Origin of the sequence: Terrabacter sp. NPDC000476, from assembly GCF_040300125.1 — a bacterium.
Classification (GTDB): domain Bacteria; phylum Actinomycetota; class Actinomycetes; order Actinomycetales; family Dermatophilaceae; genus Terrabacter.
The window spans coordinates 84,980-101,028 of sequence record NZ_JBEPDF010000001.1; the positions used below are offsets into that span (position 1 = coordinate 84,980).

Genomic DNA, 16,049 nt, shown 5'->3' on the forward strand with positions numbered 1-16,049 from the left:
ATGCGCTCCCAGCAGGTGGTCGAGCACCACGGTGTCGCCACGGGCACCGAGATGACGACGTGGCAGACCCTGAAGCGCGGCGTCGTGCTGTCACCGGAGCTGCGCAAGGGCATCGGGGTGACGGTGCTGCTCGCGGTGCTCTCGACGCTCGGGCGCGTGCTCGTGCCCTTCGTCGTGCAGCGCATCACCGACGAGGGCATCCTCGCCGACGACGGTCCCGACACCGGCATCGTGGCTGCCTACATCGGGGTGGCGCTCGCCGGTGTCGTCGTGACGGCGTTCTCCGCCTACTTCGTCAACGTCCGCCTCTTCAAGTCGTCCGAGAACGGTCTGGCGACCCTGCGGCTCAAGGCCTTCCGCCACATCCACGACCTGGCGATGCTGACCCAGAACACCGAGCGGCGCGGCTCGCTCGTCTCGCGCGTGACCTCGGACGTCGACACGATCTCGATGTTCGTGCAGTTCGGCGGGCTCATGCTGCTCATCAACCTCGCGCAGATCACGCTCGCGACGGTGCTCATGGTCGTCTACAGCCCGCTGCTCGGCCTCGTCGTGTGGCTGTGCTTCGTGCCGCTCTTCATCATCATCCGCAAGTTCCAGGGCATCGTCGGGCGGGCCTACACCCGGGTGCGCGAGCGGGTCGGCGACATGCTCGGCGCCATCTCCGAGGCGGTCGTCGGTGCGCAGGCCATCCGCGCGTACGGCGTCGAGGAGCGCACGGCCACCCGCATCGACACGGCGATCGAGGCGCACCGGAAGGCCGCCATCGGCGCGCAGGCGCGCTCCGTCGTCGCCTTCACCTCGGGCCAGCTCGTGTCGGGGCTCACGACGGCCGTCGTCCTCGTCGTCGGCACGGTGCTGGCGGCGCGCGGGAGCCTGACCCTCGGGGAGCTGCTCGCGTTCCTCTTCCTCGTCAACCTCTTCACGCAGCCGGTGCAGCAGGCGACCGAGATCCTCAACGAGATGCAGAACGCCGTCGCGGGGTGGCGTCGCGTCATCGGGATCATCGACACGCCCGCCGACGTCTCCGACCCGGGCGACGACGGTGTCACGCTGCCGCGCGGGCCGATCACCGTGCAGTTCGACGGCGTCGGGTTCGCCTACCCCGGTGGGGAACCCGTGCTCCACGACATCGACCTGACGATCGCCCCGCGCAGCCGGGTCGCCATCGTGGGAGAGACCGGATCGGGCAAGTCGACGCTCGCCAAGCTGCTGACGCGGCTCATGGACCCGAGCAGCGGCGTCGTGCGGCTCGACGGCGTCGACCTCGGCACGATCCGCTTCTCGTCTCTGCGCTCGCGCGTCGTGCTCGTGCCGCAGGAGGGGTTCCTCTTCGACGGCACGCTGCTCGAGAACATCCGCTTCGGGCGACCCGCGGCGAGCGCGGACGACGTGCGGCTCACCCTCACCGAGCTCGGCCTCGACGCCTGGGTGGCCACCCTGCCGCTCGGCCTCGGCACCGACGTCGGGCAGCGCGGCGAGTCGCTGTCGGCGGGGGAGCGGCAGCTCGTCGCGCTCGCGCGGGCCTACCTCGCCGACCCCGACCTGCTCGTGCTCGACGAGGCGACGTCGGCCGTCGACCCCAGCACCGAGGTGCGCCTGCAGCGCGCCCTCGACTCGCTGACCCGCGGCCGCACGTCCATCGCCATCGCGCACCGGCTCTCGACGGCCCAGGCGGCCGACGAGGTCATCGTCGTCGACGCGGGTCGCATCGTCGAGCGCGGCCACCACACCGAGCTCGTGCGCCTCGGCGGCGTCTACTCGAGGCTCCACGAGTCCTGGGTGGCGCAGCAGCAGGCCGTCTGACGCGCCGCGCCCGGCCGGGGCGCCCACCCGCAACACACCGTGGAAGTCGCAACCCACCGGGAACGGATGCCGGTGGGTTGCGACCTACTCGGTGTGTTGTGGGGGCAGGGGTGGCGGCGCGGCGGCACCTCGCGACAGCTGTCCCACGAGGGCGAGGACGGCGTCGGCCACCGCACCCGGCTCCGAGAGCAGGAGCAGGTGCCCGCCCTCGAGGTCGGCGACCGGCCAGCCGTGGCGCGAGGCGAAGGCCAGCTCGTCGGCATACGTCGTGCCGAACGCGAGGTAGGCGGCGGGCTGCGCGACCCACCCGGGCGGCGCCGTCAGGGTGGTGTCGAACCAGGCGAGGGGCAGCCGCGGGCACGCGCGGTCGAGCTCGTCGAACCGGCCTGCGGGGACGGCCTGCTCGACGTCGGACCTCGGCCACCAGCGCGTCCACGGCGGCAACCGGCCGTCGTCCTCCACGAGCTCGCCGAGCCACGAGCGGAAGGCGGGCGGCGCGAGCCGGTGGGCGCCCGACGCCGGTGGCAGGGCCGCGTCGACGAAGACGACCGGACCGGCCGTGCCGGCGGCGCTGCGCACGTGCGGCGCGAGGTAGCCCGCGTTGCTGTGGGCGACGAGGACGGTCCCGGCCCGCAGCTGCCGGGCCCACCGGGCGACGAGGTGCGGCGGTCCCTCGCCCGGCGCGAGACCCGGCGAGGCCACGGTGGCCGGCAGGCCCGACCGGCCGAGCGACGCGGCGAGGTCGTCCATGACGTGCGCGGGCAGGAGCGGACTGGGCAGCAGCAGCGCCCCGTCCCCAGAACTGCTCGTGGTCACGGCCCGAGCGTACGACCGGCAGAATGGTCCGGTGACCGATGCGACCGACGTGACCGATGCGACCGACCCCGTCCTCGACCCGCAGATCGCCGGGCTGCTCAAGCGCGACGAGCACGGCCTCGTCGCCGCCGTCGTCCAGCAGCACGACACGGGCGACGTGCTCATGGTCGGCTGGATGGACGACGAGGCGCTGCGCCGCACGCTCGGCGAGGGCCGGGTGACCTTCTGGTCGCGCAGCCGGCAGGAGTACTGGCGCAAGGGCGACACGAGCGGGCACGCGCAGTGGGTCAAGGGCGTGCGCCTCGACTGCGACGGCGACGCCCTGCTCGTCACCGTCGACCAGGTCGGGGCGGCCTGCCACACCGGTGACCGCACCTGCTTCGACGCCCGCGTCCTGCCCGCCAAGGTCGGCGAGCCCCAGCCCACCCCGTAACCGTCGAAAGGCCAGAGTCCGCGGGTCCCCAACCGTCGAAAGGCCAAAGTCCGCGGATCCCCAGCCGTCGAAAGGCCAAAGTCCGCGGGTCGCCAGCCGTCGATGGGCCAAGGCTCACGGTTCCGTCCCCTCGGTCGGACGCTCCACCAAGAGTGGCCTCTCGTCACCCACCCACCCGCAAAGGGTGGCCTTTCGACGGTGGGGGACCCGCAGAGGGTGGCCTTTCGACGTTCACCGACCCGCACCAAGTGGCCTTTCGACGGTGGAGGGGTGGCGTCGGGGGGTGGCGGCGTGGGCCAGAATGGGGCGGTGCCCGACTCGAACACCTCGCTCACCGCCGCGTCGACACCCCACGCCGACCTCACGTGGGGGAGGACCTGGCCCAGCCTCGAGGTGTTCACCGAGCTCGCGCTCGAGCACCGTCGCGTCATCCCCGTCGTGCGCCGCGTGCTCGCCGACGCCGAGACGCCCGTTGGGGTCTACCGCAAGCTCGCGCAGGACGCGCCGGGCACCTTCCTGCTCGAGTCGGCCGAGCACGGCGGCGTCTGGTCGCGCTACTCCATCGTCGGCGCCCGGAGCGCCGCGACGCTCACCGAGCGGGACGGCCGGGTGCACTGGATCGGCGACCCGCCGGTCGGGCTGCCGACGGACGGCGACCCCACCGCGGCCGTGCGCGACGTCGTCGCCGCGCTCGCGACGCCGCGCATCCCGGGCCTGCCGCCGCTGACGGGCGGCCTCGTCGGCGCCATCACCTACGACGCCGTGCGCCGCTGGGAGCGGGTGCCCGACGGCGGCCGCGACGAGCTCGACCTGCCCGAGCTCGCGATGATGCTCGCCACCGACCTCGCCGTCTTCGACCACAGCGACGGCTCCCTGCTGCTCGTCGCGAACGCCGTCAACCACGACGCCACCGACGAGCGCATCGAGGACGCGTGGGCCGACGCCGTCGCGCGGCTCGACCGGATGGTCGAGCAGCTGGCCGCCCCGGCCCCGAGCACCGTGGCCACCATCGAGCCCGCACCGAGCAGCCCGACGAGCAGCCACACGCAGCCGGAGTACGAGTCCATGGTCGAGCAGGCCAAGGAGGCGATCCGCGCCGGCGAGGCGTTCCAGATCGTCGTCTCGCAACGGTTCACGGTGCCCTGCCCGGCCGACGCGCTCGACGTCTACCGCGCCCTGCGGGTCAGCAACCCGAGCCCCTACATGTACCTCCTGCGCCTGCCGCACCCCGACGGCTCGGCCTACGACGTCGTCGGCTCGAGCCCCGAGGCGCTCATCAAGGTGACCGATCGGCAGGCGATCACCCACCCGATCGCCGGCTCGCGCCCCCGCGGCAAGACGCCCGACCACGACGCGCACCTCGCGGAGGAGCTGCTCGGCGACGCCAAGGAGCGCGCCGAGCACCTCATGCTCGTCGACCTGGCCCGCAACGACCTCCAGCGGATCTGCCGGGCCGGCACCGTCGACACCGTCGACTTCATGTCGGTGCGCCGCTACAGCCACATCATGCACATCGAGTCGACGGTCGTAGGCGAGCTGCGCGAGGACCGCAGCGCCTACGACGCGCTCGTCGCGACGTTCCCGGCCGGCACCCTGAGCGGCGCCCCGAAGCCGCGGGCCATGGCGCTCATCGACGAGTACGAGGGCCTGCGGCGGGGCCTCTACGGCGGCGTCGTCGGCTACCTCGACTTCGCCGGCGACCTCGACATGGCCATCGCGATCCGCACCGCGCTCATCAAGGACGGCCGCGCGCACGTGCAGGCCGGGGCGGGCATCGTTGCCGACTCGGTGCCCCACCTCGAGTTCGAGGAGACCGTCACCAAGGCGGCGGCGGCCCTGCGTGCGGTGGCTGCCGCGGCCGGCCTGCGCCCGCTCGGGGGCCGGGGCGCATGACGCTGTCGAAGAAGGCGGCGGCTCTCGCCGTCCTCGGCCCCGCCGCGCTGCTGCTCGGAGCGAGCACCCAGCCCTGGGCGACGGGGGAGTCGCGCGACGTGCTGAGCAGCGCGGCCACCTCGGTGACCGGCGGCGCCGCGGCGCCCGGCGTCGTCGGGCTCCTCGCCGTGTGCGTCGTGGCCGTGCTCGGGGTCATGACCGGCGGCCGCCTCATCCGGGCCGTGTCGGCCGGGGTGCTCGTGCTCGCGGCCGCGGGCGCGGCAGCCATGACCGTGCTCGTCGCGCTGCGCCCGGTCGCCACCGTCGCCGACGCCGTGGCGCGCGAGCTGGCCCGCACGACGGCCCCGGCCGCCACCGGCCAGAGCACCGCGTGGGTGTGGGCGGCCGTCGCCCTCTCGCTCCTGCTCGTCGTCGGCGCGGTGCTGACCGCGGTCTCGAGCAGCTCCTGGGCCGGCCTCTCGAGTCGCTACGAGCGCGGCGACAAGCCGGCTAGCGGCCCGCGGGGCGAGGTGCGCACCACGTGGGACGAGCTGAGCGAGGGCGGCGACCCCACCCTGCGCGACGACCCCCACGCGACCTGACAGAATGAGGGCCACGAACGGGTCGGCGCGCACGCGTGCCGCCGACCGGACCAGAGAGGACGCCATGGAAGAGCAGCACGAGGACCACGGGCACAGCGTCGCGGCCTGGACGGCCGTGGGAATCATCCTGATCGGCTCGGCCATCGCCTCCGTCGCGGTGCTCCTGCCCAACGTCGTGCTCGGGATCGTCGGCGCGGTCGTCATCGTCGCCGGCGCCGTCACCGGTCGCGTCATGTCGATGGCCGGCTACGGCGGCTCGGCCCGCCACGCGCAGTCGGGCTCGCTCGTCGACGCCCCCGACGAGGCCGGCGCCCCCACCCTCGGCAAGAGCTGAGCCCCGTGGCGACGGTTCTCGACGGGATCATCGGCGGCGTCCGCGAGGATCTCGGGCGCCGTCGCGCCGCACTGCCGCTGACCGAGCTCGAGGTTCGGCTCGCGGCCGTCGCCCCGGCCCTCGACCCGATGCCCGGCATCCGGGGCGCCGAGGGCGTCGCGGTCATCGCGGAGGTCAAGCGGTCGAGCCCGAGCAAGGGCGCGCTCGCCGACATCCCCGAGCCCGGCCTGCTGGCGAGGTCGTATGCCGCCGGCGGGGCGAGCGCGATCAGCGTGCTCACCGAGGAGCGCCGGTTCTCCGGCAGTCTCGCCGACCTCGACGAGGTGCGTGCGGCCGTGCGGACCCCCTTGCTGCGCAAGGACTTCATGGTCGATGCCTACCAGGTGACCGAGGCGCGCGCCCACGGCGCCGACCTCGTCCTGCTCATCGTCGCGGCGCTCGACGACGCGCTCATGCGTGACCTGCACGACCAGGCCCGCGAGCTCGGCATGACGGCCCTCGTCGAGGTGCACGACGCCGCCGAGCTGGAGCGGGCCCTCGCGCTCGAACCGGCACTCGTCGGCGTCAACGCCCGCAACCTCAAGACCCTCGAGGTCGACCCCCGCACCGTCACCGACCTGCTGCCCCGCATCCCCGACGGCGTCGTCGGCGTCGCCGAGTCCGGCGTGACCGGCCCCGCCGACGTCGCGACCTACGTCCGCGCGGGCGCCGGAGCCGTGCTCGTCGGCGAGGCGCTCGTCAGGGACGGTGCCCCCGAGGCCGCGATCCGCGCCTTCATCGACGCCGCGTCCGCGGTCCGGGCCACGGCCCGCCCCGGCGCGGCAGGAGAGTGAGCATGACCACGACATCCAACGTGCCGGCATACGGCCGCTTCGGCGGCTTCGGCGGACGCTACGTCCCCGAGGCGCTCGTCCCCGCGCTCGAGCAGCTCGAGGAGGTCTGGCGCAAGGCCGTCGTCGACCCCGAGTTCGTCGGCGAGCTCGAGCGGCTGCAGCGCACCTACACGGGTCGGCCGAGCATCGTCACCGAGGTGCCGCGCTTCGCCGAGCACTGCGGCGGCGCGCGCGTCATCCTCAAGCGCGAGGACCTCAACCACACGGGCTCGCACAAGATCAACAACGTGCTCGGCCAGGCCCTGCTGACGAAGCGGATGGGCAAGACGCGCGTCATCGCCGAGACCGGCGCCGGGCAGCACGGGGTCGCGACCGCGACCGCGGCCGCCCTGCTCGGGCTCGACTGCGTCGTCTACATGGGCCGCAAGGACACCGAGCGCCAGGCGCTCAACGTCGCCCGCATGCGCCTGCTCGGCGCGGAGGTCGTGCCCGTCGACAACGGCAGCAAGACCCTCAAGGACGCCGTCAACGAGGCCTTCCGCGACTGGGTCGCCAACGTGGAGACGACGCACTACGTGCTCGGGACCGTGACCGGGCCGCACCCGTTCCCCGAGATGGTCCGTGACTTCCACCGCGTCATCGGCGTCGAGGCGCGCCAGCAGGTGCTCGACCTCGTCGGCCGCCTGCCCGACGCCGTGCTCGCCTGCGTCGGCGGCGGCTCGAACGCGATGGGCATCTTCCACCGCTTCATCGACGACGCCTCGGTGCGCCTCATCGGCTTCGAGGCCGGGGGAGAGGGCGTCGAGTCCGGCAAGCACGCCGCCCGGTTCTCGGCCGGCATCCCCGGCGTGCTGCACGGTGCCTTCACCTACGTCATGCAGGACGAGGACGGCCAGACCGTCGAGTCGCACAGCGTCTCCGCCGGTCTCGACTACCCCAGCGTCGGTCCGGAGCACGCGCACCTGCTCGAGTCCGGCCGGGCCGAGTACCGCCCGGTCACCGACGACGAGGCCATGGAGGCCTTCTCGCTCCTGTCGCGCACCGAGGGCATCCTGCCCGCCATCGAGAGCGCGCACGCCCTCGCCGGCGCCATCAAGGTCGGGCGCGAGCTCGGCCCCGACGCGGTGCTGCTCGTCAACCTCTCGGGGCGCGGCGACAAGGACGTCCACACGGCCGCCGAGTGGTTCGGGCTCATCGCCGACGACGGCACGCCGCAGCTGCCCGACGACGACGGAGCCAAGGGCGCGGGGGTCCAGCAGTGAGCGTCGCCGGCATCATCGAGGCCTGCCGCGAGCAGGGCCGGCCCGCCCTCGTCGGCTACCTGCCCGTCGGCTTCCCGACCGTCGAGGGCTCGATCGCCGCGATGAAGGTGCTCGTCGACTCCGGCGTCGACATCGTCGAGATCGGCGTGCCCTACAGCGACCCCGTCATGGACGGCCCCGTCATCCAGGACGCCGCCGTGCGCGCCCTCGAGAACGGCGTGCACCTCACCGACATCTTCACGGCCGCCCGCGAGATCTCCGGCGCCGGCGCCGGCGCCCTCGTCATGACCTACTGGAACCCGGTCATGCGCTACGGCGTCGAGCGGTTCGCCGCCGACCTCGCAGCGGCCGGTGGTGCCGGTCTCATCACGCCCGACCTCATCCCCGACGAGGCCGGCGACTGGATCGAGGCGGCCGACGCGCACGACCTCGACAAGGTCTTCCTCGTCGCGCCGAGCTCGACGCCCGAGCGCCTCGAGGCCGTGACGGCCCGGTGCCGCGGCTTCGTCTACGCGACGGCCGTCATGGGGGTCACGGGCGCGCGCGCCAGCGTCGGCGAGGCAGCCGCCGCCCTCGTCGGCCGCACCCGCGAGCACACCGACCTCCCCGTCTGCGTCGGCGTCGGCGTCTCCACCGGCGACCAGGCGGCCGAGGTCGGCCGCTACGCCGACGGGGTCATCGTCGGGTCGGCGCTCGTCCGGTGCCTCACCGAGGCCGACTCGCCGGAGCAGGGGCTCGAGGCGCTCGGCGCCCTGGCCCGCGAGCTCGCCGACGGCGTGCGCCGGAGCCGGGCGTGAGCCTGCTGGCCGCCCTGCCGGCTGCCTTGCCGGCCGCACTGCCGGCCGAGATCCCGTCGCCCAGCGTCGGCGTGTGGCACCTCGGCCCGCTGCCGATCCGGGGCTACGCCATGTGCATCCTCGCCGGCATCGTCGTGGCCGTCTGGCTGACCCAGCGGCGCCTCGAGGCACGCGGCCACCGGTCGGGCGTCGCGATCGACATCTCCGCCTGGGCCGTGCCGTTCGGCATCGTCGGCGGGCGCATCTACCACCTCGTCACGACGCCGCAGCCCTACTTCGGCGAGGGCGGCGACCCGTGGAAGGCCTTCGCCATCTACGAGGGCGGGCTCGGCATCTGGGGCGCCGTCATGCTCGGCGCGGTCGGCGCGTGGATCGGCTGCCGCAAGAACGGCGTGGCCTTCCGCGACTTCGTCGACGCCGCCGCCCCCGGGCTCGCGATCGCCCAGGCCATGGGCCGCTTCGGCAACTGGTTCAACAACGAGATCTACGGCGGGCCCACCGACCTGCCGTGGAAGCTGCGCATCTACGAGTGGGACACCTCGGCCGGGCGCGCGGTCGTCGACGCCGCGGGCAACCCGGTGGTCAAGGGCTACTTCCACCCGACGTTCCTCTACGAGGCGCTCTGGTGCCTCCTGCTCGCGGCCGTGCTCGTCTGGATGGGCCGCCGCCTCGACCTCAAGGCGGGCCAGGTCTTCGCCGCCTACGTCGTCGGCTACCCGATCGGGCGCTTCGTCATCGAGAGCATGCGCAGCGACTCGGCCAACCTCATCCTCGGCCACCGCGTCAACACCTGGGTGAGCCTGCTCGTCATCCTCTTCGGGCTCTACCTCTGGCGGCGCTTCGGCCGCCTGCCGCAGCCGTCCGCACCAACCGACCCGTCCGACCCGACCGACCCGACCGCCTCGACCGCCTCGACAAAGGCGACCGCCGCAGATCCTGCGGTGGCGGAGGCCTCCGACGGGTCGAACGACGGCGCGCGGGCCGAAGCCGACGCGGAGCGTCCCGCCCAGTCCTGAGGTCACCCCGCGTGGGGTGCGACACACCACGCGAGCACGACGTCTCACGATGCGGAATCCGGCGTATCAACAGGTAGGACGAGCGACCGCTCCGATATCGTCGTCGCCAACGCCTGTGGCCAGTGCCGTCCACATGCCCTCAGTCATGTCATGTGGTCGCGCGCGCCTCCTCGCCGCGGGCCCAGCAGAAGGACGGTGAAGATGTCGCCGCACACCCGCACCCGGGGCCTGTTCAGTGCCCACCCGGAGAACTCCGGTCTCTACCGGCGCGAGTTCGAGCACGACGCCTGCGGTGTCGCCCTCATCGCGACGATGCGGGGGACGGCGGGCCACGACATCGTCGACCACGCCCTCACGGCGCTGCGCAACCTCGACCACCGCGGTGCCACGGGCGCCGACCCGCTCGTCGGTGACGGCGCCGGCATCCTGACGCAGATCCCCGACGCGTTCTTCCGTGCCACCGTGCCCTTCACGCTGCCCAACGACGGGGCGTATGCCGCCGGGATCGCGTTCCTGCCGCAGGACCCCGCCGAGCGGGCCGTGGCCAAGGCCCGCATCGAGGAGCTCGCCGTCGCCGAGAACCTCAAGGTGCTCGGCTGGCGCGAGGTGCCCGTCGAGGCCGACCTCGTCGGCGCCGTCGCGCGCGAGTGCATGCCCTTCTTCGAGCAGCTCTTCGTCAGCAGCTCGATGGGCCGCCAGGTCGCGCTCGGGCTCGACCGGCTCGCCTTCTGCCTGCGCAAGCGCGCCGAGCACGAGGTCGACGTCTACTTCGCCTCGCTCAGCTCGCGCACCATCGTCTACAAGGGGATGCTGACGACCGGCCAGCTCGAGCCGTTCTTCCCCGACCTGTCCGACCCGCGCTTCGCCAGCGAGCTCGCCCTCGTGCACTCGCGCTTCTCGACGAACACCTTCCCGTCGTGGCCGCTCGCGCACCCCTACCGCTTCATCGCCCACAACGGCGAGATCAACACCGTCAAGGGCAACCGCAACTGGATGCACGCGCGCGAGAGCCTGCTGACGTCCGACATCATCCCGGGCGACCTCGAGCGGGTTTTCCCGGTCTGCACGCCCGACGCGTCCGACTCGGCCAGCTTCGACGAGGTGCTCGAGCTGCTGCACCTCGGCGGCCGGTCCCTGCCGCACGCCGTGCTCATGATGATCCCGGAGGCGTGGGAGAACCACGCGACGATGGACCCCGCCCGCAAGGCGTTCTACGAGTTCCACTCGACCTTCATGGAGCCGTGGGACGGCCCGGCCAACGTCTGCTTCAGCGACGGCACGCTCGTCGGCGCCGTGCTCGACCGCAACGGCCTGCGCCCTGGCCGCTACACCGTCACCGAAGACGGCCTCGTCGTGCTCGCGTCCGAGTCGGGCGTGCTCGAGCTCGACCCGGCCACCATCGTGCACCGCGGGCGCCTCCAGCCCGGCAAGATGTTCCTCGTCGACACCGAGCACGGCCGCATCGTCGGCGACGAGGAGATCAAGACCCAGCTCGCCGCCGCCAAGCCGTATGCCGAGTGGCTGCACGCGGGGCTCATCCGCCTCGAGGACCTCCCGGAGCGCGAGCACATCGTGCACACGGCGGCCTCCGTGGCGCGCCGCCAGCAGACCTTCGGCTACACGTCCGAGGAGCTGCGGATCCTGCTGACGCCGATGGCGCGCTCCGGCGCCGAGGCGCTCGGCTCGATGGGCACCGACACCCCCATCGCCGTGCTCTCCGCGCGTCCGCGGCTGCTCTTCGACTACTTCACCCAGCTCTTCGCGCAGGTGACGAACCCGCCGCTCGACGCGATCCGCGAGGAGCTCGTCACCTCCCTCGGCACGTACATGGGCCCGGAGGGCAACGCCCTCTCGGCCACGCCGAGCCACGCCCGGCAGCTCGTGCTCGACTTCCCGGTCATCGACAACGACGAGCTCGCGAAGATCGTGCACATCAACGCCGACGGCGACCTGCCCGGCTACGCGACGCACGTCGTGCGCGGGCTCTACGACGTCACCGGGGGAGCGGCCGCCATGCGCGACCGGCTCGAGGAGATCTTCGCCGAGGTCTCGACGGCGATCTCCCGCGGCGCGCGCTTCGTCGTGCTCTCCGACCGCGACTCGGGTCGTGACCTCGCCCCCATCCCGTCGCTGCTGCTGACCGCGGCCGTGCACCACCACCTCATCCGCGAGAAGACCCGCACCCAGGTCGGCCTGCTCGTCGAGGCGGGCGACGTCCGCGAGGTGCACCACGTGGCCCTGCTCATCGGCTTCGGCGCCGCCGCCGTCAACCCCTACCTCGCGATGGAGACGGTCGAGGACCTCGTCCGCTCGGGCGAGATCGAGGGCGTCACGCCCGAGAAGGCCGTCGCCAACCTCATCAAGGCGCTCGGCAAGGGCGTGCTCAAGGTGATGTCGAAGATGGGCATCTCCACCGTCGCGTCGTACCGCGGGGCGCAGGTCTTCGAGGCCATCGGGCTGTCGCAGGCGCTCGTCGACCGCTACTTCACCGGCACCGTGAGCCAGCTCGGCGGGGTCGGCCTCGACGTCATCGCCCGCGAGACGGCCGAGCGGCACGCGCGGGCCTACCCGCCGGACGGCGTGCAGCAGCCGCACCGTGTGCTCGAGGTCGGGGGCGAGTACCAGTGGCGCCGTGAGGGCGAGCCGCACCTCTTCGACCCCGACACGGTCTTCCGCCTCCAGCACTCCACGCGCCAGCGCCGCTACGACATCTTCAAGCAGTACACCGAGCGCGTCGACGACCAGACCTCGCGGCTCATGACGCTCCGCGGCCTGATGGGCTTCCGCCCCACGGGCGTCACGGGCCGGCTGCCCGTGCCGATCGAGGAGGTCGAGCCGGTCAGCGAGATCGTCAAGCGCTTCAACACCGGCGCGATGAGCTACGGCTCGATCTCGCAGGAGGCGCACGAGACGCTCGCCGTCGCGATGAACCACCTCGGCGGCCGCTCCAACACCGGCGAGGGCGGCGAGGACGTCGAGCGTCTGCTCGACCCCGAGCGCCGCTCGGCCGTCAAGCAGGTCGCCTCGGGGCGCTTCGGCGTCACGAGCCTCTACCTCACCCACTCCGACGACATCCAGATCAAGATGGCGCAGGGCGCCAAGCCCGGCGAGGGCGGCCAGCTGCCCGGCCACAAGGTCTACCCCTGGGTGGCCAAGACGCGGCACTCGACGCCCGGTGTCGGGCTCATCTCGCCGCCGCCGCACCACGACATCTACTCCATCGAGGACCTCGCCCAGCTGATCCACGACCTCAAGAACGCCAACCCGGTCGCGCGCATCCACGTCAAGCTCGTCAGCGAGATCGGCGTCGGCACCGTGGCGGCGGGCGTGTCCAAGGCGCACGCGGACGTCGTGCTCATCTCCGGCCACGACGGCGGCACCGGCGCCTCGCCGCTCACCTCGCTCAAGCACGCCGGCGCGCCGTGGGAGCTCGGCCTCGCCGAGGCGCAGCAGACGCTCGTGCTCAACGGCCTGCGCGACCGCATCGTCGTGCAGGTCGACGGCCAGCTGAAGACCGGCCGCGACGTCGTCGTCGCCGCCCTGCTCGGCGCCGAGGAGTTCGGCTTCGCCACGGCGCCGCTCGTGGTCTCCGGCTGCGTCATGATGCGCGTCTGCCACCTCGACACCTGCCCGGTCGGCATCGCGACGCAGAACCCCGAGCTGCGGGCCCGCTTCTCCGGCAAGCCCGAGTTCGTCGAGACCTTCTTCGAGTACATCGCGCAGGAGGTGCGCGAGCACCTCGCCTCGCTCGGGTTCCGCTCGATCGAGGAGGCCGTCGGCCAGGTCGGCAGCCTGGACATCGACAAGGCCGTCGCGCACTGGAAGGCCTCGGGTCTCGACCTCAGCCCGATCCTCGCCGTGGCCGACAACCCGACCGGTGGCACCCTGCACCAGTCGGCCACCCAGGACCACGGCCTCGACAAGGCGCTCGACAACGAGCTGCTGAGCCGCGCCCTGCCGGCCATCGAGAGCGGCGAGCAGGTGCGCAGCGAGATCGCCGTGCGCAACGTCAACCGCACCGTCGGCACGATGCTCGGGCACCACGTCACCAAGGCCCACCCGGACGGCCTCGCGGACAACACGATCGAGCTGACCATGACTGGCTCGGGCGGGCAGTCGTTCGGCGCCTTCCTGCCGGCGGGTGTGACGCTGCAGCTCTTCGGCGACACCAACGACTACGTCGGCAAGGGCCTGTCGGGCGGGCGCGTCGTCGTCCGGCCGCACCGCGACGCCGCGCTCGTCGCCGAGGAGAACGTCATCGGCGGCAACGTCATCGGCTACGGCGCGACGACCGGGCGGATCTTCCTGCGCGGCATCGTCGGCGAGCGCTTCTGCGTGCGCAACTCGGGCGCGCTCGCCGTCGTCGAGGGCGTCGGCGACCACGGCTGCGAGTACATGACGGGCGGTGCCGCCGTCGTGCTCGGCCGCACCGGCCGCAACTTCGCGGCCGGCATGTCGGGCGGCGTGGCCTACGTCCTCGACCTCGACGAGCACCTCGTCAACCGCGAGATGGTCGACCTGCTCGCGCTGCGCGACGAGGACGACGCGTCGCTGCGCGAGCTCCTCGAGGAGCACGTGCGGTGGACCGAGTCGCCCGTCGCCGCAGCGCTGCTCGCCGACTGGGCGGCGGCTCGCGAGCGCTTCACGCTCGTGCTGCCCCGCGACTACCAGCGCGTCCTCGACGTGCGCGCCGAGGCCGAGGCCCAAGGGCTCGACCTCGACGGCCCCGACGTGTGGAACCGGATCATGGAGGCTTCCCGTGGCTGACCCCCAAGGCTTTCTCAGCACCCGCGAGCGGGAGCTGCCCACCCGCCGACCCGTCCCGGTGCGCATCCGCGACTGGAAGGAGGTGTACGAGGAGCAGCAGGCCGGTGAGCTGCAGCGCCAGGCCGGTCGCTGCATGGACTGCGGCATCCCCTTCTGCCACTCCGGCTGCCCCCTGGGCAACCTCATCCCCGAGTGGAACACCTTCGCGTGGCGCGGCGACTGGACCGACGCCATCGAGCGGCTGCACGCGACGAACAACTTCCCGGAGTTCACCGGCCGCCTCTGCCCCGCGCCGTGCGAGACGGCGTGCGTGCTCGGGATCAACCAGCCCGCCGTGACGATCAAGCAGATCGAGGTCACGACGATCGAGCGTGCCTTCGAGGAGGGGCTCGTGCACCCGCTGCCGCCCGAGCGGCTCTCGGGCAAGACCGTGGCCGTCGTCGGCTCGGGCCCCGCGGGCCTCGCGGCCGCGCAGCAGCTGACGCGCGCCGGCCACACCGTGGCCGTCTTCGAGCGCGCCGACAAGCCGGGCGGCCTGCTGCGCTACGGCATCCCGGAGTTCAAGATGGAGAAGGCCGTCCTCGACCGCCGTCTCGCGCAGATGAAGGCCGAGGGCACCCGCTTCCGCAACGGCATGGACATCGGCGTCGACATCACCGGGCGCCAGCTGCGCGACCGCTACGACGCCGTCGTGCTCGCGCTCGGGGCCACCGTGCCGCGCGACCTCGACGTGCCGGGCCGCGACCTCGGCGGCATCCACCAGGCCATGGACTTCCTCCCGCAGGGCAACCGGGCCGCGCTCGGTGAGCACGTGGAGGACCAAGTCGTCGCGACCGGCAAGCACGTCGTCGTCATCGGCGGCGGCGACACCGGTGCCGACTGCATCGGCACGTCGCACCGCCAGGGCGCGGCGTCGGTGACGAGCCTCGAGATCATGCCGCAGCCGGGGGAGGACCGTCCCTCGAACCAGCCGTGGCCGACCTACCCGATGCTCTACCGCGTCGCGAGCGCCCACGAGGAGGGTGGCGAGCGCATCTACGCCGTCAGCACCACGGAGTTCGTCGGCGACGACGACGGCAACGTCGCGGCGCTGCGCCTCACCGAGGTCGAGATGGTCGACGGCCGGCCCACGCCGAAGCCGGGCACCGAGCGGGAGATCCCCGCCCAGCTCGTCCTCTTCGCCATGGGCTTCCTCGGCCCGCAGGGGCCCGGGGTCGTCGAGCAGCTCGGCGTCGACCTCGACGAGCGCAGCAACGTGCGGCGCGACAAGAACTTCATGAGCTCGGTGCCGGGCGTCTTCGTCGCCGGCGACGCCGGCCGTGGCCAGTCGCTCATCGTCTGGGCGATCGCGGAGGGCCGGGCGGCTGCGGCCGGTGTCGACGCCTGGCTCACCGGGTCGAGCTCCCTGCCGCGCCCGATCGGTCCCGCCGACCGGCCGCTGACCGTCTGACCTGCCGCTTCCCCCACCCCACGGGTGGGTCACCACCCCCGCGTGGTGACCCACGTCACAG

At 72.9% G+C, this 16,049-nt stretch carries 12 protein-coding genes; 11 read left to right on the top strand and 1 reads right to left on the bottom strand.

Annotated elements, in window-relative coordinates:
- Complete coding sequence (locus ABT295_RS00400; RefSeq protein ID WP_502991115.1) at nucleotides 1-1,806, top strand: ABC transporter ATP-binding protein; 1,806 nt, start codon at nucleotides 1-3, stop codon at nucleotides 1,804-1,806.
- Nucleotides 1,807-1,890: 84 nt separating this feature from the next.
- On the opposite strand, the gene ABT295_RS00405 is transcribed toward ABT295_RS00400, so the two are convergent.
- Nucleotides 1,891-2,622, bottom strand: a complete 732-nt coding sequence (locus tag ABT295_RS00405) for a hypothetical protein (protein WP_352392458.1) — start codon at nucleotides 2,620-2,622, stop codon at nucleotides 1,891-1,893.
- A 49-nt stretch (nucleotides 2,623-2,671) separates the two neighbouring features.
- On the opposite strand from ABT295_RS00405, the gene hisI reads away from it, so the two are divergent.
- The 10 genes from hisI (at nucleotide 2,672) to ABT295_RS00455 (ending at nucleotide 15,988) form a co-directional block, all read left to right on the top strand.
- On the top strand, nucleotides 2,672-3,055 hold the full coding sequence (gene hisI, locus ABT295_RS00410; protein WP_352394660.1) for a phosphoribosyl-AMP cyclohydrolase: 384 nt from the start codon (nucleotides 2,672-2,674) through the stop codon (nucleotides 3,053-3,055).
- A gap of 309 nt (nucleotides 3,056-3,364) precedes the next feature.
- Nucleotides 3,365-4,948 carry an anthranilate synthase component I gene (locus tag ABT295_RS00415; protein ID WP_352392459.1) on the top strand — a complete coding sequence of 528 codons (1,584 nt, stop codon included), beginning with the start codon at nucleotides 3,365-3,367 and terminating at the stop codon, nucleotides 4,946-4,948.
- Nucleotides 4,945-5,529: a Trp biosynthesis-associated membrane protein gene (locus ABT295_RS00420; protein ID WP_352392460.1), complete on the top strand. Its 585-nt coding sequence runs from the start codon at nucleotides 4,945-4,947 to the stop codon at nucleotides 5,527-5,529. The genes ABT295_RS00415 and ABT295_RS00420 overlap by 4 nt, the downstream gene beginning before the upstream one ends.
- A 64-nt stretch (nucleotides 5,530-5,593) precedes the next feature.
- A complete protein-coding gene (locus tag ABT295_RS00425) occupies nucleotides 5,594-5,863 on the top strand; it encodes an HGxxPAAW family protein (protein WP_345505451.1) in 270 nt (89 codons plus the stop codon).
- A 5-nt stretch (nucleotides 5,864-5,868) separates the two neighbouring features.
- The gene (gene trpC, locus ABT295_RS00430) at nucleotides 5,869-6,696 is read left to right on the top strand and encodes an indole-3-glycerol phosphate synthase TrpC (RefSeq protein ID WP_352392461.1); all 828 of its coding nucleotides are present in this window, start codon (nucleotides 5,869-5,871) and stop codon (nucleotides 6,694-6,696) included.
- 2 nt (nucleotides 6,697-6,698) lie between these two features.
- A complete protein-coding gene (trpB, locus tag ABT295_RS00435) occupies nucleotides 6,699-7,958 on the top strand; it encodes a tryptophan synthase subunit beta (RefSeq protein ID WP_352392462.1) in 1,260 nt (419 codons plus the stop codon).
- Complete coding sequence (gene trpA / locus ABT295_RS00440; protein WP_352392463.1) at nucleotides 7,955-8,755, top strand: tryptophan synthase subunit alpha; 801 nt, start codon at nucleotides 7,955-7,957, stop codon at nucleotides 8,753-8,755. The genes trpB and trpA overlap by 4 nt, the downstream gene beginning before the upstream one ends.
- Nucleotides 8,752-9,771: a prolipoprotein diacylglyceryl transferase gene (gene lgt / locus ABT295_RS00445; protein WP_502991057.1), complete on the top strand. Its 1,020-nt coding sequence runs from the start codon at nucleotides 8,752-8,754 to the stop codon at nucleotides 9,769-9,771. The genes trpA and lgt overlap by 4 nt, the downstream gene beginning before the upstream one ends.
- 201 nt (nucleotides 9,772-9,972) lie before the next feature.
- Nucleotides 9,973-14,538 carry a glutamate synthase large subunit gene (gene gltB, locus ABT295_RS00450; RefSeq protein ID WP_352392464.1) on the top strand — a complete coding sequence of 1,522 codons (4,566 nt, stop codon included), beginning with the start codon at nucleotides 9,973-9,975 and terminating at the stop codon, nucleotides 14,536-14,538.
- Complete coding sequence (locus tag ABT295_RS00455) at nucleotides 14,531-15,988, top strand: glutamate synthase subunit beta (RefSeq protein WP_352392465.1); 1,458 nt, start codon at nucleotides 14,531-14,533, stop codon at nucleotides 15,986-15,988. The genes gltB and ABT295_RS00455 overlap by 8 nt, the downstream gene beginning before the upstream one ends.
- The last annotated feature ends 61 nt before the right edge of the window (nucleotides 15,989-16,049 follow it).